The organism is Bacillus altitudinis (assembly GCF_001191605.1).
GTDB classification, from domain to species: domain Bacteria; phylum Bacillota; class Bacilli; order Bacillales; family Bacillaceae; genus Bacillus; species Bacillus altitudinis.
Genome location: NZ_CP009108.1, coordinates 3,367,722 through 3,387,251, shown reverse-complemented (window position 1 = coordinate 3,387,251; position 19,530 = coordinate 3,367,722). Strand labels below are relative to the sequence as shown.

The following is a 19,530-nucleotide window of genomic DNA, read 5'->3' as shown; positions in this document are numbered from 1 at the left end:
GTAGATCTTGAATCATTTCCCTATGCTGCTGAAGCATTTTCCTCATGATGAAAAGCCGCGCGAACGATTTGTCAAATATGGTCCAAGCAGCTTATCAAACCATGAACTTGTCGCGATTCTTTTGAGAACAGGCACAAAAAAGGAATCAGTTCTTCAAGTGTCCGCAAGACTTTTACAAACATTTGGTGGTCTTCGTTCTGTGAAGGAAGCTTCGATTGAAGAACTGTCAAAGATTCGAGGAGTTGGAAAAGCGAAGGCGATCTCTCTTTTAGCTGCTTTAGAACTCGGCACTAGATTACACCATCAAACGACGGACAATCGTTATGTGATCCGCACGCCGGAAGATGGTGCGAATTTTGTGATGGAAGATATGAGATTTTTGACGCAGGAGAATTTCGTTTGTCTTTATCTCAATACCAAAAATCAAGTTCTTCATAAACATACTGTGTTTATCGGAAGTCTAAATTCGTCGATTGTTCACCCGCGCGAAATTTTTAAAGAGGCCTTTAAACGTTCGGCCGCTTCATTTATATGTGTGCACAACCATCCATCTGGAGATCCGACGCCCAGCAGGGAAGATATTGAAGTCACACAGCGACTTTTTGAATGTGGGAAGCTGATTGGAATACAGCTGCTTGATCATCTAGTGATCGGTGATCAAAAATTTGTGAGTTTGAAGGAAAAAGGGTATTTGTAACACTTTTTTTTTCAATGTTTTACGATATAATAGAGTTTATGAGTTTTTCCCTAAAGGGAATTTTGGTTTAAGAAAGGAAGATACATACATATGTTTGGAATTGGTACAAAAGACCTTGGAATAGATCTTGGAACAGCGAATACGCTTGTTTTTATTAAAGGAAAAGGCATTGTTGTGAGAGAACCTTCGGTCGTAGCTTTGGAAACTGATACGAAGTCTATAGTGGCGGTTGGAAATGACGCTAGAAACATGATCGGTCGTACACCTGGTAATGTTGTGGCACTGCGCCCAATGAAAGACGGAGTCATTGCAGACTACGAGACGACAGCAACAATGATGAAATATTACATTAATCAAGCATTAAAAGGTAAAGGGCTTTTTGCTCGTAAACCGTACGTGATGGTGTGTGTACCATCTGGTATTACAGCAGTAGAAGAGCGTGCAGTCATTGATGCAACAAGACAAGCTGGTGCTCGTGACGCATACCCTATTGAAGAGCCATTTGCTGCGGCAATCGGTGCTAACCTTCCTGTATGGGAGCCAACTGGAAGCATGGTTGTAGATATTGGCGGCGGTACAACAGAAGTAGCCATTATTTCACTTGGCGGTATTGTGACATCTCAATCGATCCGTGTTGCAGGAGACGAAATGGATGATGCGATCAGTAGCTACATTCGTAAAACGTATAATCTTATGATCGGTGATCGCACGTCAGAAGCGATTAAAATGGAAATCGGTTCTGCGCAGCCTGACGTACATGATGAGATGGACATTCGAGGCCGTGACCTTTTAACAGGTCTGCCAAAAACGATCTCTATTACGGCAGAAGAAATTGCAAAAGCGCTTCGCGATACAGTGGAAACAATTGTCGATGCGGTCAAAATGACACTTGAAAAAACGCCACCTGAGCTGGCAGCAGATATTATGGACCGTGGAATTGTGTTAACAGGCGGCGGTGCATTACTGCGTAATCTTGACAAAGTCATTAGTGATGAAACAAAAATGCCGGTCATTATTGCTGAAGATCCGCTTGACTGTGTGGCGATCGGAACAGGGAAAGCACTAGAACATATTCACTTGTTCAAAGGAAAATCTAAAGATAATCGATAATTGGGCGTAAATAAAGAGGTGTAAGACATGCCGCAGTTTTTTATGAATAAAAGATTAATGTTGCTCCTTGTCTGTGTCATCGTACTGGTGGCCATGATTGGTTTTTCAGTGAAAAGCGGCAGAGGTGCTTCATGGCCGGAAAAATTAGTGGGGGATACGACAGGCTTTTTTCAAGGTGTCTTTCATAAACCATCACAATTTATTGCCGGTATTTATGGGAACGTACAAGATTTAAAGAACACATATGATGAAAACGAGCGTCTTCGAAAAAAACTTGATGGACAAACCCAATATGAGGCGAAACTTCAAGAACTAGAAGATGAGAACAAAAAGCTTCGCAAGCAGCTCGGATATGTGAACTCTATTCGTGACTACACGCCCATACTTTCAACAGTCATTGCGAGAAACCCGTCCCTTTGGGATAGTTTTGTCATGATTGATAAAGGGAAAAAACAAGGCGTTGAAAAAGATATGGCGGTCACCAATGAGAGTGGTGCGTTAATTGGGAAAATTGAAAGTGATAAGCTCAACAATTTTACGTCGACTGTAAGGTTGCTAAGCTCTACAGATCAAAATAATAGAATTTCAACGAAAATTTTTGCGAAAAAGGGCAAAGAAGAACTCAATGGAATTATTAACGGTTATGACAGCAAGAAAAAAATGCTGACAATGAACATTTTAAAATCCGATGCTGATGGGGATGTCAAAAAAGGAGATCTTGTTGAAACATCTGGAGCAGGGGGCGTATTCCCGCAGGGCTTGACGATTGGGAAGGTAAGCGAAATTGAGCCGGACCATTACGGACTGACAAAAATTATTTATGTAGAACCAGCTGCTGAACTCAATAATTTAGACCGCGTGATTGTTGTGAATCGCAGCACAAGTACGGCAGATGCATCTCAATTAACGAAGGAGGAAGGCTCGTGAAACGTGTCCTTCTTGCTTTCGTCATGTTGTTTATTTTCGTATTTGACAGTATTTTTGTCGATTTAGTGAAGCTCCCATTTGTTTCAGACAATCAAATTTTAGCACCTCATTTCATCTTACTCGCACTTGTATTTATGACAGCTTTTGTGAATCAAAAATATGGTGTGATTTATGGATTTGTCTTTGGACTTTTATATGATATTTCGTATACAGGTATTCTTGGTGTTCATATGTTTGGCTTTGGTGCGCTCTGCTATTTGTTAGCAAAAGCCTTCAAAGTCCTCCAAACGAATATGTTAGTCGTTGTCTTTCTATCGATGATTGCTGTTGCAGTGATGGAGTTTTATGTGTACGGCGTTCAAGCGACGATTCAACCAGGTATTATGCCTTTTAATACGTATGTCATCGAACGCTTTATTCCAACGATTCTTTTAAATACTGCTGCGTCTCTCATACTTGTTGTGCCGCTTAGGCTCTTTTTCATCAATGTGAAACAAGGACTGATCGACGAATAAAAGCAGGAGTTTGTCCAATTACGGCGAAATGAGTATGTTGTTGAGGTGAGCATCTTGAAAACTCAAAAACAGCAGTATGTGACAATAAAAGGTACAAAAAACGGATTAACATTACAGTTAAATGATGACTGTTCGTTTGAAGACCTTCTTTCTGGCTTGCGAGAGGTTCTTTTACTTGAGCAATATACAGACGGAAGAGAAGGACATAAAGTCAATGTGCATATTAAACTTGGTTTTCGATATTTAACAGAGGATCAAGAGGCGCGTTTAACTGAAGCGGTGTCTGAAAATGAACATCTCGTCATTCACTCTATTGAAAGTGACGTCATGTCAACTGAAGAGGCGAGACGTTTAAAAGCAGAGGCTGAGATTACTTCTGTAGCAAAAATTGTACGCTCTGGACAGGTGCTTTATGTCGAAGGGGATCTCTTATTAATAGGAGATGTCAACCCTGGCGGAACCATTCGTGCAGGGGGGAATATTTTTGTGCTCGGTGCGTTAAAAGGTGTAGCGCATGCTGGATGTAATGGAAACAAGCAAGCTGTGATTGCAGCATCTCATATGATTCCAACCCAGCTTCGCATCGCACAGGTGTTTAACCGTGCACCGGATCAAAAAGAAGATGGAAATGAAATGGAATGTGCTTATTTAGATATAGATGGCAATATGATCATTGAACGCCTGCAGCAATTGGCTCATATAAGACCTAATCTGACAAGGCTTGAGGGAGGAATGTGAAATTGGGCGAGGCTATTGTGATTACCTCAGGAAAAGGCGGCGTTGGCAAAACAACAACATCTGCAAACTTAGGCACAGCACTAGCAATTCAAGGGAAAAAAGTGTGTCTAGTTGATACCGACATCGGCCTTCGGAATTTAGATGTCGTGATGGGGCTTGAAAACCGCATTATTTATGATCTAGTCGATGTAGTAGAAGGAAGATGCAAGATTCACCAAGCGCTTGTGAAGGATAAGCGGTTCGAGGATCTGTTGTATCTTTTACCTGCTGCTCAAACAAGCGATAAAACGGCGGTAGAGCCGGAGCAGATCAAAGAATTAATTCAATCATTGAAACAAGACTTTGATTATGTTGTCATTGATTGCCCTGCTGGAATTGAGCAAGGCTTTAAAAATGCTGTATCAGGTGCTGACAAAGCGATTGTGGTCACGACACCTGAAATCTCAGCTGTGAGAGATGCAGACCGAATTATCGGCTTGCTGGAACAAGAGGATATTGAACCGCCTCGTTTGATTGTGAACCGCATTCGTACACACATGGCGAAAAATGGCGATTCGATGGATGTGGATGAAGTTGTTCATCATTTATCAATTGATCTTCTCGGCATTGTAGCCGATGATGATGATGTCATTAAGGCTTCAAACAATGGTGAACCGATTGTCATGGATGCTAAAAATAAAGTTTCCATTGCGTATCGCAATATTGCTCGCCGCGTACTAGGTGAATCTGTTCCTCTTCAATCCTTTGAAGAAGAAAACAAAGGGATGTTTGCAAAGCTGAAAGCATTTTTCGGTGTAAGAGCATAATGATTCACGTGAGATGAGACCGATTCGATGAGAATCGGTCTTTTTGTTGCATATCATATGAGGTCGCCACATAAAATGTACAAACTGTTTGTATGTAAAGGGTGATCTTATGAAAAGAGTGGACGAGTATCGAAAGAAAATAGCGCAGCGCCGCAAAATGAAGCAGCCAGCTGCTGCCCCTAAGAAGGCAGCTTTCAAGAAGAAAGATGATATTCCGCCATGGGTCATGTTAACAGAAGAAGAAAAGCATTCTGGCTCGGCTTCCTACGAGTCAACGTCTCACCAAACGAAAAAATTTCGCCATCCGTTATTTCATTCAAATACGTTTGTGCTTAAATGTTTACTTTCTGCCTCTCTTGTACTGATTGCCGCTATTTCATTTAAAGGGCAGGCGGGGCCTTTTCAGCAGCTGAAGCCGATGATCAGTCAAACCTTTGAACAAGATTTTCAATTTGCCGCCGCCAACCGGTGGTTTGAGAAAACTGTCGGAAACCCACTTGCCTTTTTAACCGATAGAAAAGAAGGGCAAAAGGACGTACAAGCCAATCAAGAACTGGCTGTCCCTGCCTCTGGAAAAGTACAGGAATCCTTCACGCAAAATGGTGCCGGAGTCAAAGTTGAAACATCTGCTGAAGCCATCGATAGTATGAAAGAAGGCTATGTCGTAGAAGTGAAAAAGAAAAGTGATACAGGGCTCACAGTCGTGGTGCAGCATGCAGATAACAGCTACAGCTGGTACGGCCAACTAAAAGAAGCCGATGTGGCTTTATACGATTTTGTCGATAAGGGGGAAAAAATTGGTCAAATTGCGCTTGATGAACAAGGCAAGGGGACATATTACTTTGCCATTAAGCAAAATGAACAGTTTATTGATCCCATTCAGGTGATGACCTTTGAATAGATGGCTGCTCATGCTGACAAAGGTCCATGTTCACCCGCTCCTTTGGATAGTCATGGCATTTGCCATGCTATCAGGTCAAATTAAGCCGCTGCTTTGTCTGCTCATTATCGTCTGTGTCCATGAGCTTGGACATGCAGCGGCTGCTTGTTATTATCACTGGCGGATTCGGCGGATTTTTTTACTGCCATTTGGCGGGGCGGTAGAAGTAGAAGAGCACGGGAACCGTCCGCTAAAAGAAGAGCTGGCGGTCATTTTATGCGGACCGCTTCAGCATGTCCCGCTCCAGCTCGTCGCCTGGCTTCTCATGGAAGCCTCACTTATCTCATATGACGTCTTTACGATGTTTACTTTTTATAATGTAGCGATTTTTCTAGTGAACCTTTTGCCCATTTGGCCACTTGATGGCGGGAAATTATTCTTTTTGCTCTTATCTGTTTTTTACCCTTTTCAACAGGCACATGCCCTTGCAATAAAAGGCTCTCTCATTTTTTTCGGTCTTTTGACAGCAGGGTTGCTCTGTTTTGCTCCGCTGCAATTCAACGGCTGGATCCTGCTCACTTTTTTAGCCTACTCGCTTGTGATGGAACACCGGCAGCGGCATTATATCAGGGTACGTTTTTTACTAGAACGTTATTATGGTAAAAAAGAGCAAAAGGTAGAGAAACTCATTCCACTGAGAGCGGGTGCTGAGGAGAAAATATATGAAGTGATGGCGCGATTCCAAAGGGGCTGTAAGCATCCCATTATTATCGAACGGAATGGTGTGAAAATGAGCCAGCTCGATGAAAATGAATTGCTCCATGCTTATTTTTCAGATCGAAGAACCACCTCTTCCATGGAAGATCTTCTTTTGCCGTACTAATGGTGAAAATACATTGACATTCAGCGTCTAATTTGATATATTTTTTAATGTTATGGATATGTAGCACCCGTGCTACAACCGCGCGGAGCAGGTGTAAAGTGCCTATTGGCCCCCTGTATTCGGCGAGTCTGAGTTTATTAGGAGGTGCAGAGATGTACGCAATTATCGAAACTGGTGGCAAACAAGTAAAAGTTGAAGAAGGTCAAACTGTTTATGTTGAAAAACTAGCTGCTGAAGCAGGTGAAACAGTTACTTTCGAAAACGTATTGTTTGTCGGCGGAGACACTGTCAAAGTGGGTAACCCTTCAGTTGCTGGAGCAACAGTAACGGCTAAAGTTGAAAAACAAGGTCGCGGTAAAAAAATTACTGTGTTCAAGTACAAACCGAAGAAAAACAACCACAAGAAACAAGGTCATCGTCAACCTTACACTAAAGTTGTTATCGAAAAAATCAACGCTTAAGGCGTGTGAGTGATATGATCAAAGCAACCATTACTCGGTCGCCAGCAGATGAAAGCATTACGTCTTTTCAGATGACTGGACATGCCGAGTTTGCTGAAAAAGGTCAGGATCTCGTTTGTGCAGGTGTATCTGCTGTTGTTTTCGGGTCAGTCAATTCAATTATTGCACTGACAGGAATGGATCCACTGCTTGATATTGGAGATGAAGGCGGGTATTTCTCTTTTGAACTGCCAGCTGATACAGATCCAGTCACCTTTGAAAAAGCCCAGTTGCTTTTAGAAGGCATGGTCGTTTCCTTAGAAACAATTGAACGAGATTATCACGATTATGTGAGAATATCTACAAAAAAATAGGAGGTGAACTTCATGCTTAGATTAGATCTTCAATTTTTCGCATCTAAAAAAGGGGTAGGTTCTACAAAGAACGGACGTGACTCTGAGTCTAAACGTTTAGGCGCTAAACGTGCTGATGGTCAATTCGTAACTGGTGGTTCTATCCTTTATCGTCAACGTGGAACGAAAATCTATCCAGGTGAAAACGTTGGACGCGGAGGCGACGACACTCTTTTCGCTAAAATCGACGGAACAGTTAAATTCGAACGTTTCGGTCGTGACCGTAAAAAAGTGAGCGTATATCCTGCGGCACAATAATTGCTAAAAACTCCGGTCATTGACTGGAGTTTTTTTCACTATTCAGGGAGCTTTTGCGCTTTTTACAAGTAGTACCGAAGATGATAAAAGAAGATGCACTCCATAAATATCAAAGAATGTTTGCTGACTTTGCCTCATTTTCTCCTATACGATCAGAAAAAACAACCTTTCCTCACATAACTAGTGTTTTTCTAAGCTGTCTTCTCTGTTATAATTCAGGGAGACATATTGATGATAAGACTCCTAAAAGAGAGACCAAACGATTGGGAGTGCGATAATGGAAGAGATACCAAGTAAACAAAACGAAAAATTAACTCACGTTGCATTAACGAATGAATTGATCCATCTGCTTAGTCGTTCAAGACACGACTGGATGAATAAATTGCAGTTAATCAAAGGCAACTTGACATTAGAAAAATATGACCGAGTGTTCGAAATAATAGAAGAAATGGTCATTGAAGCACAGCATGAATCCAAACTCTCAAATTTAAAAATTCCCCAATTGGCCTATTACTTTCTAACCTTTAATTGGGAGTCGCATTTTATCACCCTAGAATATGAAGTGCTTGGTGAAACCCGAGACTTATCAGCATATGAATCGCAGCTGCTAACGGTATCACGGGAGTTGTTTTCGATATTCGATCAATCAGTTTGCCAAAAAACTGAAAATCATTTAACGGTCACTTTCCAAACGGATCATGAAGAGAATGATGTGATCTTATATTTTGATTTCAAAGGAAAATTAACAAGTTTGGATGCGTTAAATGCGTTTCATGACGCAAACTATCCATGTATGAGTATAACGCAATTTCATGTGACGAATCACGAGTCCATGATTGAGCTTTGTTTGAGGCAAGAACGAGATATGTGATGCAGAGAAACGGAGGAAGTTATGTTTGTAGATCAGGTTAAAGTGTATGTTAAAGGCGGTGACGGCGGAAACGGTATGGTGGCGTTCCGTCGTGAAAAATATGTGCCAAAAGGCGGGCCAGCTGGCGGCGACGGCGGAAATGGTGCAGATGTAGTTTTTGAAGTAGACGAAGGACTCAGAACGTTAATGGACTTTCGTTATAAGCGTCATTTCAAGGCGGACCGCGGTGAGCATGGAATGAGTAAAAACCAGCATGGCCGAAATGCGGAAGAAATGATTGTTAAAGTTCCGCCGGGTACAGTTGTGACAGATGCTGAGACGGAACAAGTACTAGCTGACTTGACAGAGCATGGACAGCGGGCTGTGATTGCCAAAGGTGGACGTGGCGGACGTGGAAATTCACGCTTCGCAACACCAGCAAACCCTGCACCACAGCTGTCTGAAAACGGTGAGCCAGGTAAAGAACGTGACGTCATCTTAGAATTAAAAGTACTTGCAGATGTTGGACTTGTTGGTTTCCCAAGTGTCGGGAAGTCAACACTGCTTTCGATTGTCTCTTCTGCGAAACCAAAAATTGCGGATTATCATTTTACAACGCTTGTGCCAAACCTTGGAGTTGTTGAAACAGACGATAACCGAAGTTTTGTCATGGCGGATCTGCCAGGACTGATCGAAGGAGCGCACGAAGGTGTTGGCTTAGGTCATCAATTTTTACGCCACATTGAACGTACACGTGTCATTGTCCATGTCATTGATATGTCTGGACTTGAAGGGCGTGACCCATACGAAGATTACGTGACGATTAACGAAGAGCTTGAGCAATACAATATGAGATTGACAGAGCGTCCGCAAATCATTGTAGCGAACAAAATGGACATGCCGGATGCAGCTGACAATCTAGCGGCATTTAAAGAAAAATTAACAGATGACTATAAAGTGTTCCCAATTAGTGCGATCACAAGAGAAGGGCTTCGTGAGCTCTTATTTGAAATCGCCAATCAGCTTGAAACAACACCGGAATTCCCGCTCTACAATGAAGAAGAGCTCTCTGATAACCGTGTGATGTACAAGTTTGATGAAGGAGAAGCAGCATTTGAGATCTCAAGAGATCCTGATGGTACGTTTGTCTTAACTGGTAAAGCACTTGAGCGACTGTTTAAGATGACAGATTTCTCAAGGGACGAGTCAGTGAAACGATTCTCTAGACAGCTGCGCGGAATGGGCGTTGATGATGCCCTGCGTGAACGTGGTGCAAAAGATGGAGACATCATTCGTCTGCTTGAATTTGAATTTGAATTTATCGATTGATCAAAAGGAGGGTCCAGTTCATGGGCTCTCCCGTTTTTAAAAGGGGAGAAAACAGGTGAAAGAAGAAACGTTCTATTTAGTAAGAGAGGATGTACTTCCGGATGCGATGCGAAAAACGCTTGAAGTCAAAAAGCTTCTCGATCGCAAAAAAGCGGATTCAGTTGCCGATGCTGTTCAAAAAGCGGATTTAAGCCGCAGTGCTTTTTATAAATATCGAGATGCTGTTTTTCCATTTTATACGATGGTCAAAGAGCAGATCATCACATTGTTTTTCCACCTGGAGGATCGGTCTGGGGCTCTGTCTAGGCTGCTGCAAATTGTGGCTGACTCTGGCTGTAATGTGTTATCCATTCACCAAACGATTCCGTTGCAAGGAAGAGCGAATGTTACCCTGTCGATCAGTACGGCCGGCATGGCAGATGATATCAATACAGTCATGAATCAATTAAGAAAACTTGAATTTGTCGAAAAAGTTGAAATTCTAGGTTCTGGGGCGTAAAAGGAGAGATCATAGCAGATGAAGCAATTAACGGTAGGTTACTTTGGACCAGAGGCCACATTTACTCATTTGGCTGTCTGTTCTTGTTTTCCAAAAGATGCAGAGCAGCGGGCTTATGCAACCATTCCGCAATGTATGGATGCTGTGTCAAAGGGAGAAGTAGATTTGGCGGTCGTTCCACTTGAAAATGCACTCGAAGGATCTGTGAACTTAACAATTGATTATTTAATTCATGAGGACGCTTTGTCCATTGTGGGCGAAATGACAGCACCGATTCGCCAGCACCTGCTTGTCCATCCATCGAGAGCGGAGAGCTGGGAGACATTAGATGTGATTCAGTCACATCCGCACGCCATTGCGCAGTGTCATCAATTTTTGAAGAGACAGTTTCCTAATATCCCGCATCGGCCAGTGGAATCAACAGGCTATGCAGCGAAATACATCAGTGAGCATCCAGATGAAGCTGTTGGTGCGATTGCGAATGAAATCGCCGCAAAAACGTACGGATTGACGATTGCGAAAAAAGACATTCATGATTATCCGCACAATCATACACGTTTTGTCATTTTACATAAAGAGGCGAAGGCATCGTTCCCAATGAATTCTGGTTTTTCTTCAAAGCCAAAAACGACCATTGTTGTCAGCCTGCCAAAGGATGATCAGTCAGGTGCATTGCACCGTGTGTTATCAGCTTTTTCATGGCGGAATCTCAATTTGTCCAAAATTGAATCGCGTCCGACAAAAACAGGCCTTGGACACTATTTATTTATCATTGATATCGAAAAAGAGATGGATGATGTACTTGTCCCTGGCGCCATTCAAGAATTAGAAGCGATTGGCTGTGAAGTGAAACTACTCGGCAGCTATCAAACATATGAATTAACGAATGAAAAATAGTGTCCTCTTGGGGACACTATTTTTTTAGTCTTTAATGAGAAATCCAGCGTCATCAAGCGCTTGAATGGCTTGGTCAAGCTGCTTTTGGCTGTATGAAGTAAGGGTATGTAAGTGTACGCCGTCTGTCAGCTCTGATAAGTAGGAGGCGCCCGTATTAGAAATATGATGAACGAAGTCAGCCACTTGTTTGCGCGTACTCACTCGAATAGAGGCCGTCAGCTCCCCGTAGACAGGGTGCTCAATGATCACGTCTTTCACCGTTACACCGTAGTCTACAATCAGTGTCAGCTCCTCTTCTGTACGATGAGGATCGTGCTTGCAAGCGATAATCTGTTCAATTTCAGTTTCCGGTGTATGCTGCGCCATATACACATAGCCTTGGCTTGTGGCAATAATGGGTTCGTTTTTTGCTTTTAGTAATGAAATATCTTGTACAATGACTTGTCGTGAGACAGCGGCTTTTTTAGCTAAAAAACTTCCGGTGAGTGGTGTATCAGTCTCTTGTAGCCACTTTAAAATGGCGTTTCTTCTATCTTCGCCAATGAGTTTTCTCTCTTGTTCCACGTTTTATGCTCCTTTCTTCTCCTTTTGCAAGCTCTCAAATGTATGCAAAAGCTGATCGATGTCATCCTTTGATGATCCTCGTCCAAATGATAGTCGAATGAATTGAAGGGCATCACGATCTGATACATGTAATGCCTTCACAGCAGGGGAAGGGTGGTGATAACCAGAAGCGCACGCACTTCCTGTGGATATACAAATCCCATGCCGGTTACAAGCTAACATTACATATTGTCCTTCAAACCCTTCAAAAAAACAACCAATAATATGAGGCAGCGTGCGGCGCTGGTCACTTTCTTGCAGCATGCGGACAGGCAGCTGCCTTTTTTTTAGCTGCTGAAGAAAATAATCACGAAGCTGAATATCTAGCTGTTGCTGTTGATCTATTTTCAGCATGATTTGCTCGCTTGCGGCTACAAAAGCACCGATGCATGGCACGTTCACTGTCCCTGGGCGTAGACCATTTTCCTGAACAGTATCTTGATATATAGGCTTCCAAGGGACATGTGCCCCCATATAGACAGCACCGGCGCCCTTAGGTGCATACACTTTATGACTCGAAATGGAGAGGGCATCAACCCCTAGTTCTTTAATCGACACATGCATTTTTCCGAATGTTTGCACTGCATCTGTATGAAAAAGAATGTCTCTTTCTTTTAAGAGCGTTGCTAATTCAGCTAATGGCTGAATAATCCCAGTTTCTGAGTTGGCATGCTGGATGGATACTAGTCCGGTTTCAGGCAATAGAGCCTGTTTGAGAATCTCCTTTGTGATAATTCCTTCTTGATTCGGTTCTATGACCGTCACCTTCACACCGAGACGCTGCAAGGCATTGACCGCATGATGAACAGAAGGGTGCTCTACTGATGTGGTAATGACATGCTGTTTATGTGGAGGTAGCCCATTTATGATCGATTGAATCGCAAGGATATTGGATTCAGTTCCGCCACTTGTAAAGTAAATACTATCAGGTTCGCCCCCTAGAATCGCTGCAAGTGATTGTCTGCTGTAAGCCAAGATTTCATTTGCTCTTCCTCCTGCATCATGCAGGCTGCTCGCATTTCCGTAACATTCTTTGCTCAACTGCTGAAATACATGCAGTGATTCCTCAGAAACAGGTGTAGAAGCTGCATAATCTAAATAAATCAAATCCATCCATCTCCTGTGTGAAAATTTTTTCTTGTATTTATTGTAGTGTTGTGTAATGATATGTGTCAAGACAGGTGTAAATGACAGGAGGGGCGATTGTGTCATCTATCAAAAAAGTCATTGTGGTGGGGTCGGGCATTGCGGCTCTTTCCTTTGTGAATACGATCTCAGAGAACTGCCAAGTCATCATGATGACAAAAAAACAATTTTCCTCTAGTAATTCCATGCTCGCACAAGGGGGAATCGCTGCAGCCTTTTCCGCACATGATTCTGTCGATCAGCATGTGCAAGACACTTTAGCTGCGGGGTGTGGTCACAATGATGACAAAACTGTACAGGAGATCGTCCGTCATGGAAAAGATCTTGTAAAGAAGCTCGTAGAAGAGGGCTGCCCATTTGATCGAGATGAAACGGGAATTCCGCAGTTAGGTAAAGAGGGAGCCCATACGACCCATCGTATTCTGCATGCAGGAGGAGATCAAACGGGAAAAACCCTCGTGCAGTTTTTGAAAGGGAAGCTCGGCTCACACATTCATGTATACGAAAATCATCATGTCATGGATCTATTAGTTCATGAAGGGGTATGTACCGGTGTTGTGTGGAAAGACGAAAAAGGTCATGTACATACAATGACCGCGGATGCAGTTGTATTATCCACTGGCGGCTGTGGATCCTTATATGAAACAAACACAAATGATCCGTCTGTGACAGGAGATGGTCTGATGATGGCCTATCGCGCAGGGGCACAGCTAGTAGATCTCGAATTTGTGCAATTCCATCCGACCCTTTTGACCACTTCAGGTAAAGCGATCGGTCTCGTATCAGAGGCAGTCAGGGGAGAGGGCGCCTATTTAGAAGATGAATCAGGCAGGCGGATCATGAAAGGAATCCACCCGCAGAGCGATTTAGCGCCTAGAGATGTGGTGGCAAGGACCATTTTCCATGAGCAGCAACTCGGTCATTCCATTTATCTTAACATCCGTGATATTCCGCATTTTTCTGCACGTTTTCCTGCGATTGCTTCGATGTGTCAGCGTGCGGGAGTTGATATGGCAAGCGGAAGGCTGCCAGTTTCACCCGGTATGCACTTTTTAATGGGTGGAATTAAGGTGAATGAACATGGAGAAACAACTGTTCCATCACTTTTCGCCATTGGTGAAGCAGCTTGTACAGGTTTACACGGCGCCAATCGACTGGCAAGTAATTCGCTCTTAGAAGGTCTCGTTTTAGGAAACAAGGCGGCACGGTATGTTGAGCGGTTGCAAGCCCAGCAAGATAAAAACCCTGCTCTTTCCATTCAAGAAGTATGGTCTGTCCCAACGGTGTCACAGGCTCAGCTCAGAAAATGGATGACAGCATATGCCGCAATTGTGAGAGATGAGAAAGGCTTACAGACTTTGCTCGATCATTTAGAACAAGTCTCTTTTCAGCAAATTAATGTGAAAAATATCACAAATGAACAGATCGAAATAACGAATCAATGGGCTTTAGCCATATGCCTTATCAAATCCGCATTACTCAGAACAGAAAGTAGGGGCGGTCATTATCGCATCGATTATCCAAATCGGCACGATGCTTCGTGGCGAGCAAAACAGATTGTACATGAACAGGGCCATATTTATACCGTAAAAAATGAAAGGATTGGTGCCAAATGGAACGTTTACAGTTAAAGCAAATGCTCACTCATTTTTTAAAAGAAGATATTGGGTTTGGAGATGTATCCGCTGATGCCATCTTTGGAGACAAGAAAGGAACAGCTTACATCATGGCGAAACAATCAGGCGTATTGGCCGGGACACAAGTCATTGATATGGGATACAAACTGCTGAATGAACAAGTTCAAACTGAGCTGTTTTTCCAGGAAGGTGATTGGATTCATGAAGGGGCTGTACTGGCACAAATAACAGGCCCCGTCAACGACTTGCTGAAAGGGGAGCGGGTGGTGTTGAATATCCTACAAAGAATGACAGGGATTGCTACACTAACGCATGAAGCAGTAGAGCGATTAGCTGATCCATCTATTACGATTTGTGATACGAGAAAGACGACACCCGGTTTGCGCATGCTGGAGAAGTACGCAGTAAAAGTCGGAGGCGGAAAGAATCATCGTTTCGGCTTATCCGATGGTGTGATGATTAAAGATAATCATATTGCGGCTTGTGGTTCTATCAGGGAAGCTGTGGAGAAAGCAAGAGCATACGCCGGTCATATGGTGAAAATTGAAGTGGAAATTGAATCAGAAGCACAGCTGATGGAAGCCATTGATGCCAAAGCAGATGTCATCATGTTTGACAACTGCTCTCCAGACGAAGTGAAGCGCTTTAAACAAATGACCCCTGAAACCATATTGACAGAGGCATCAGGCGGCATCACGTTAGAGAATGTGGCTAACTACCGGGGGACAGGTGTAGACCTTATTTCACTTGGATTCCTTACACATTCTGCTCCATCATTCGATTTTAGTATGAATATGGAATTCAGCCATAAAGGGGGAACGACTCATGTCCATGCTTGATGTGTTAGCAGCACAGCATACAGCCATGATGCCAGATGAATATAAACAGCGCTCTTATGATGAAATGAAAGAGAGAGTATTAGAGATTAAAAGCGCTTTTGGATCAAAGCTTTTTATACCGGGTCATCATTATCAAAAAGATGAAGTCATCCAATTTGCTGATGTGACAGGTGATTCATTGCAGCTTGCACAAATTGCTGCTGACAATCACGAAGCAGAATACATTGTATTTTGCGGGGTTCATTTTATGGCAGAAACGGCCGATATGCTATCAAAAAAGAATCAGCACGTCTTTTTGCCAGATATGAGAGCAGGTTGTTCAATGGCAGATATGGCGAATATGAAACAAACAGACAGGGCGTGGGATCAGCTCACTGAGCTGTTTGGAGATACGATCCTTCCGCTGACTTATGTAAACTCAACGGCTGATATTAAAGCATTTGTCGGCAAACATGGCGGATCGACTGTCACATCTTCAAACGCTAAAAAAGTATTGGAGTGGGCGCTGACCCAAAAAGAGCGAATTCTTTTTCTTCCTGATCAGCATTTAGGGCGTAACACAGCCTATGATTTAGGGATTCCGCTAGAGGAAATGGCTGTCTGGGATCAAATAGAAGAAAAGCTCATCACCGACCAACCGCTTCATCGAATCAAAATGATTTTATGGAAAGGTCATTGCTCTGTTCATGAGAAATTTACCATTGAGAATATTGAACAAACGAGAAAACGTGACCGTGACATACAGATTCTTGTTCATCCAGAGTGTACGCATGAAGTCGTAAAGGCTTCTGATCTAGCTGGTTCAACGAAATTTATTATTGATACGATCAAGCAGGCACCAGCAGGAAGTAAGTGGGCCATTGGAACAGAAATGAATTTAGTGAAACGCATCATTGACCAGCACCCTGACAAACAAATCGAATCCCTCAATCCAGATATGTGTCCATGTTTGACAATGAACCGTATTGATCTGCCTCATCTACTATGGTCACTTGAAAGCATTGAAAAAGGGGAGCCGGTCGGTTTGATTCAAGTGAATGAAGAGACGACAAAAGAGGCATTGCTCGCTTTAAATAAGATGCTCACCATTAAATAATGAAGTGTCCCCTCCTATCAGAAAACAAGTTTTTATCATATCGGCTTGTAAATAGGCATAAATTTATGTTGAAACATATTGTACTTCTGACATAACCGCTACGTTCACGTTTTGCATAGGAGGGGAAAACGTTGAAAATTCATATTGTGCAAAAAGGAGACTCCCTTTGGAAAATTTCAAAGAAGTACGGAGTCGACTTTCAAGAATTGAAAAAATTAAATTCGCAGCTCAGTAATCCAGATTTGATCATGCCAGGAATGAAAATCAAAATTCCATCTAGTGGTGTTCCTGTCAAAACCGATCATCACAAAGCAAAAGAAATGCCAAAAGCAAAAGAACACCCGTATGTAAAAGAAAAGCCAAAGGATGTCGTGCAAGTTCAAGATACGAAGCCGAAGGAAAAACCGAATGAACCGGTACCTTATGTGCCACCAGTACCAAAGATTGAACAGCCAGTTTTTCCACAAGTTGATGTAAACTATTATCAGACGAATCTCTACCAGCCATTCACGCCTCCTCCCAAAAAAGAACATCATGAGAAAAAAGATCACGTTCATGAAAAGAAAGATCATGTTCATGAGAAAAAGGATCATAAAGATCACAAGGACCATTTTCATCATGAAAATAAGGATCATTTCAAAGATGAAGTGGCAAAGGGATATGATCCATTCATTCATATCCCACATCAAAAAGAGGAGGGAAAAGAAATGGAGCATAGTAATTACCCAAACCTTCCTAATTTCCCGCAAATGCCGAATGTTGGAGGGGCAGCAGTAGGGGGCATGGCTGAAAATAAAGAGCATCACCACCATCATCAAGAGTCATATGATCCTTATTATGGTTATGGTCATTACATGCCAGCAATGTATCCATATCCGCAGCAAATGGTACCCGCTTCTCCTATTTTACCGGGATCAGGCCTTTGTTATCCGGTACAGCCGTATTATCACCATCACATGATGCCGTATCCTTACCCGGCAGCTCAGCCGTATTATCCTGCGTATCAAGCACCGGCTTATTACGGTGAACATCATGAGCATCATGCAAACGATGGGCATCACTGGCACCACCATATGCATCCAAATGCAGGCGCAAATGCAAATGCAAATGCAAATGCCAATGCCAATCAAGGCTTTTATCCAAACGCTCCAAATGAAGCATATGGCAAGGAAGACTGCGGATGCGATGATGGCATGAAGCATCATCAACCATGGCCTGGACATTATCCAAACCCTGTTCCATATGGTCAAATGGGTGCTTATCCAGCACAGCCTTATATGCAGCAGCCTTATCAAAACCCATCTGTCTTTGCAAGACCAGAAGAAGACGAAGAAGATTAATGACACAAGGGACGATCTCAATCGTTCCTTTTTTTGTTTATAACTGACAGCTTGTTTTTGTCCTCAACTGTACATGCTAAAACAGAGCCTGTTTTGCGCTCATGAGATTCAATTTGTACAGGAGGTTTTTCGTTTGAGACAAAAATGGCAAAAAACAATCGCCTTAGTGCTTCTATCTATTGGATTAACGGCATGTGGTACAAATAACAATGCGGGTGTAGATACACGTCATAATCAATCAGGCCAGCCAGTTGGATACCACTCCAATCAACAGGCAACAGACAACAACCAAGATCATCAAGGACCGGTTTCTGAGCTTATGGAGGGAATGAACGGAAGAAATACAACGAATGTTGATGATCGTTCACGCCCTACACAGGATCAAGTGAGAATGCCACTTACTGGTGGAGATGGACGCTACAGTCATGGAGATATGAACTATCATAACCAAATGTCGTTCTCTGGCTACGATAAACAAGAGAACATCCAGCGTTCAAGAAAAATCGCCAACCGAGTGAACAAAATGAACCATGTGACAGACTCACAAGTCATGGTGACGGATGAAAATGTGTATATTGCTCTTAAAACAGATGGGCGCTTGACATCAGAGGGTGTATCACAAGTAGAAGAAGCAGCGACTCGTTATGCAGATGGAAGAGCTGTCCAAGTCATTAAAGACGAAGGCGCATTTACACGCTTCAGAGATATGAGAAAAACGCAATTTGAAACAGGTCAGACAGGCATGACCCGTTAAGCTGAAATAAAAAAGGCTAAAGTTCATGACGAACTTTAGCCTTTCTTTAAAAATAAACTTTGATCCCGATATAAAATTCATAAAAGAAATAACAGCCAAATCCAAGTAATAAAATACCGGCAATAATGGAAGTCCACTTAATCATTGTTCGGTTCATCACTTTTCTTGTTAGGGAAACAATCGTGAGAAGACCGATGTCATGAAGAAGAATCCCTGCCAAAATACCCGCAGCAGCCAATATAAATTCAGATGAATTTGTATTCGTATAAGCATCTGCCAGTACAGCACCAAACACAGATACCCAGAACACAAGGTTTCCAGGTGATACCGCGACGAGCAGCCCATTTCGGTATGTTTTAGCGAATGATTTATTCACTTTTTCTCCTGCTAAATGGATGTCTTGATCCGCATTTTTAATCGAATCGTAGGCAAGAATCATTAAAAAGATGGCACCGATCAGCCAGAGCGGAATTTGGATAAAGGGCAAAGATAAAAATTGAGCAAATCCAGCATATAAAGCCAAGATGAGCAATATATCGATGGTCATACCACCAGCGCCTACAGTTAATCCATGAAAGAATCCGTTTTTTAATCCCTGCTTTGTCATTTCAACCGTGATCGCTCCAACAGGTAGAGCAATTGAGAATCCAACGACGATAAATGTAAGAAATGTTTGCAATCGACTAGAACTTCCTTTGAATCATGTTTGTATAAAAATTCTCCGTTTAGATTAATTATACAAATTAGGAGAAAAGGATCAATGATTATTTCTTATTTAATCGAAATGAGAGAGATAAATCGTGTATAGAAAGATGTATATCGTGAAGATCGTGTATTCATTGTAGGGGAAAGGAACTATTTTCCTAAAACTTC

At 42.5% G+C, this 19,530-nt stretch carries 23 protein-coding genes and 1 other annotated feature; of the genes, 20 read left to right on the top strand and 3 right to left on the bottom strand.

Annotated elements, in window-relative coordinates; all coding sequences use genetic code 11:
* The first annotated feature begins 22 nt into the window (after window positions 1-22).
* From radC to pheA, 15 genes are all read left to right on the top strand, one after another.
* Window positions 23-697, top strand: a complete 675-nt coding sequence (gene radC, locus ID12_RS17140; protein ID WP_026050121.1) for a RadC family protein — start codon at window positions 23-25, stop codon at window positions 695-697.
* A gap of 90 nt (window positions 698-787) precedes the next feature.
* The gene (locus tag ID12_RS17135; protein WP_007501538.1) at window positions 788-1,807 is read left to right on the top strand and encodes a rod shape-determining protein; all 1,020 of its coding nucleotides are present in this window, start codon (window positions 788-790) and stop codon (window positions 1,805-1,807) included.
* Window positions 1,808-1,834: 27 nt separating this feature from the next.
* The gene (gene mreC, locus ID12_RS17130) at window positions 1,835-2,734 is read left to right on the top strand and encodes a rod shape-determining protein MreC (RefSeq protein WP_007501536.1); all 900 of its coding nucleotides are present in this window, start codon (window positions 1,835-1,837) and stop codon (window positions 2,732-2,734) included.
* On the top strand, window positions 2,731-3,249 hold the full coding sequence (gene mreD / locus ID12_RS17125; protein WP_025207721.1) for a rod shape-determining protein MreD: 519 nt from the start codon (window positions 2,731-2,733) through the stop codon (window positions 3,247-3,249). The genes mreC and mreD overlap by 4 nt, the downstream gene beginning before the upstream one ends.
* Before the next feature lie 54 nt (window positions 3,250-3,303).
* Window positions 3,304-3,987, top strand: a complete 684-nt coding sequence (minC, locus tag ID12_RS17120) for a septum site-determining protein MinC (protein WP_007501533.1) — start codon at window positions 3,304-3,306, stop codon at window positions 3,985-3,987.
* Window positions 3,988-3,989: 2 nt separating this feature from the next.
* Window positions 3,990-4,793, top strand: coding sequence for a septum site-determining protein MinD (gene minD / locus ID12_RS17115; RefSeq protein ID WP_017358134.1), 804 nt, complete (start codon window positions 3,990-3,992; stop codon window positions 4,791-4,793).
* A 109-nt stretch (window positions 4,794-4,902) separates the two neighbouring features.
* Window positions 4,903-5,694, top strand: a complete 792-nt coding sequence (locus ID12_RS17110; RefSeq protein WP_050827517.1) for a M23 family metallopeptidase — start codon at window positions 4,903-4,905, stop codon at window positions 5,692-5,694.
* Complete coding sequence (locus ID12_RS17105) at window positions 5,687-6,556, top strand: M50 family metallopeptidase (protein WP_041506793.1); 870 nt, start codon at window positions 5,687-5,689, stop codon at window positions 6,554-6,556. The genes ID12_RS17110 and ID12_RS17105 overlap by 8 nt, the downstream gene beginning before the upstream one ends.
* Before the next feature lie 66 nt (window positions 6,557-6,622).
* Window positions 6,623-6,696: a sequence feature (ribosomal protein L21 leader region), on the top strand.
* Between the two features lie 12 nt (window positions 6,697-6,708).
* Complete coding sequence (rplU, locus tag ID12_RS17100; protein ID WP_003216781.1) at window positions 6,709-7,017, top strand: 50S ribosomal protein L21; 309 nt, start codon at window positions 6,709-6,711, stop codon at window positions 7,015-7,017.
* A 14-nt stretch (window positions 7,018-7,031) separates the two neighbouring features.
* Window positions 7,032-7,370: a ribosomal-processing cysteine protease Prp gene (locus ID12_RS17095; protein WP_007501524.1), complete on the top strand. Its 339-nt coding sequence runs from the start codon at window positions 7,032-7,034 to the stop codon at window positions 7,368-7,370.
* Between the two features lie 12 nt (window positions 7,371-7,382).
* Window positions 7,383-7,667: a 50S ribosomal protein L27 gene (gene rpmA, locus ID12_RS17090; protein ID WP_003216586.1), complete on the top strand. Its 285-nt coding sequence runs from the start codon at window positions 7,383-7,385 to the stop codon at window positions 7,665-7,667.
* A 277-nt stretch (window positions 7,668-7,944) separates the two neighbouring features.
* Window positions 7,945-8,538: a sporulation initiation phosphotransferase B gene (locus tag ID12_RS17085; RefSeq protein WP_007501522.1), complete on the top strand. Its 594-nt coding sequence runs from the start codon at window positions 7,945-7,947 to the stop codon at window positions 8,536-8,538.
* Between the two features lie 21 nt (window positions 8,539-8,559).
* Window positions 8,560-9,846 carry a GTPase ObgE gene (obgE, locus tag ID12_RS17080; protein WP_007501521.1) on the top strand — a complete coding sequence of 429 codons (1,287 nt, stop codon included), beginning with the start codon at window positions 8,560-8,562 and terminating at the stop codon, window positions 9,844-9,846.
* 55 nt (window positions 9,847-9,901) lie between these two features.
* On the top strand, window positions 9,902-10,345 hold the full coding sequence (locus tag ID12_RS17075; protein WP_008342790.1) for an ACT domain-containing protein: 444 nt from the start codon (window positions 9,902-9,904) through the stop codon (window positions 10,343-10,345).
* 18 nt (window positions 10,346-10,363) lie between these two features.
* The gene (gene pheA / locus ID12_RS17070; RefSeq protein ID WP_017358133.1) at window positions 10,364-11,242 is read left to right on the top strand and encodes a prephenate dehydratase; all 879 of its coding nucleotides are present in this window, start codon (window positions 10,364-10,366) and stop codon (window positions 11,240-11,242) included.
* Window positions 11,243-11,266: 24 nt separating this feature from the next.
* Here pheA and ID12_RS17065 read toward each other — a convergent pair whose 3' ends face one another.
* Both ID12_RS17065 and ID12_RS17060 read right to left on the bottom strand, forming a co-directional pair.
* The gene (locus ID12_RS17065; protein ID WP_048001815.1) at window positions 11,267-11,806 is read right to left on the bottom strand and encodes a transcription repressor NadR; all 540 of its coding nucleotides are present in this window, start codon (window positions 11,804-11,806) and stop codon (window positions 11,267-11,269) included.
* A gap of 3 nt (window positions 11,807-11,809) precedes the next feature.
* The gene (locus ID12_RS17060) at window positions 11,810-12,958 is read right to left on the bottom strand and encodes an IscS subfamily cysteine desulfurase (RefSeq protein WP_048001814.1); all 1,149 of its coding nucleotides are present in this window, start codon (window positions 12,956-12,958) and stop codon (window positions 11,810-11,812) included.
* Between the two features lie 92 nt (window positions 12,959-13,050).
* Between ID12_RS17060 and nadB the strand changes: the two genes are divergently transcribed.
* From nadB to ID12_RS17035, 5 genes are all read left to right on the top strand, one after another.
* A complete protein-coding gene (gene nadB, locus ID12_RS17055; RefSeq protein WP_080987806.1) occupies window positions 13,051-14,622 on the top strand; it encodes an L-aspartate oxidase in 1,572 nt (523 codons plus the stop codon).
* Window positions 14,604-15,467: a carboxylating nicotinate-nucleotide diphosphorylase gene (nadC, locus tag ID12_RS17050; protein ID WP_017367720.1), complete on the top strand. Its 864-nt coding sequence runs from the start codon at window positions 14,604-14,606 to the stop codon at window positions 15,465-15,467. The genes nadB and nadC overlap by 19 nt, the downstream gene beginning before the upstream one ends.
* On the top strand, window positions 15,454-16,563 hold the full coding sequence (nadA, locus tag ID12_RS17045; protein WP_017367719.1) for a quinolinate synthase NadA: 1,110 nt from the start codon (window positions 15,454-15,456) through the stop codon (window positions 16,561-16,563). Before nadC ends, nadA begins: the two co-directional genes overlap by 14 nt.
* Before the next feature lie 131 nt (window positions 16,564-16,694).
* Window positions 16,695-17,903 carry a SafA/ExsA family spore coat assembly protein gene (gene safA, locus ID12_RS19630; protein WP_050827512.1) on the top strand — a complete coding sequence of 403 codons (1,209 nt, stop codon included), beginning with the start codon at window positions 16,695-16,697 and terminating at the stop codon, window positions 17,901-17,903.
* A 133-nt stretch (window positions 17,904-18,036) separates the two neighbouring features.
* Window positions 18,037-18,657 (top strand): YhcN/YlaJ family sporulation lipoprotein, encoded by a 621-nt coding sequence (locus tag ID12_RS17035; protein WP_050827510.1) that lies wholly within the window; start codon window positions 18,037-18,039, stop codon window positions 18,655-18,657.
* A 46-nt stretch (window positions 18,658-18,703) separates the two neighbouring features.
* On the opposite strand, the gene ID12_RS17030 is transcribed toward ID12_RS17035, so the two are convergent.
* Window positions 18,704-19,336: a LysE family transporter gene (locus ID12_RS17030; RefSeq protein ID WP_008342767.1), complete on the bottom strand. Its 633-nt coding sequence runs from the start codon at window positions 19,334-19,336 to the stop codon at window positions 18,704-18,706.
* Between the last annotated feature and the right edge of the window lie 194 nt (window positions 19,337-19,530).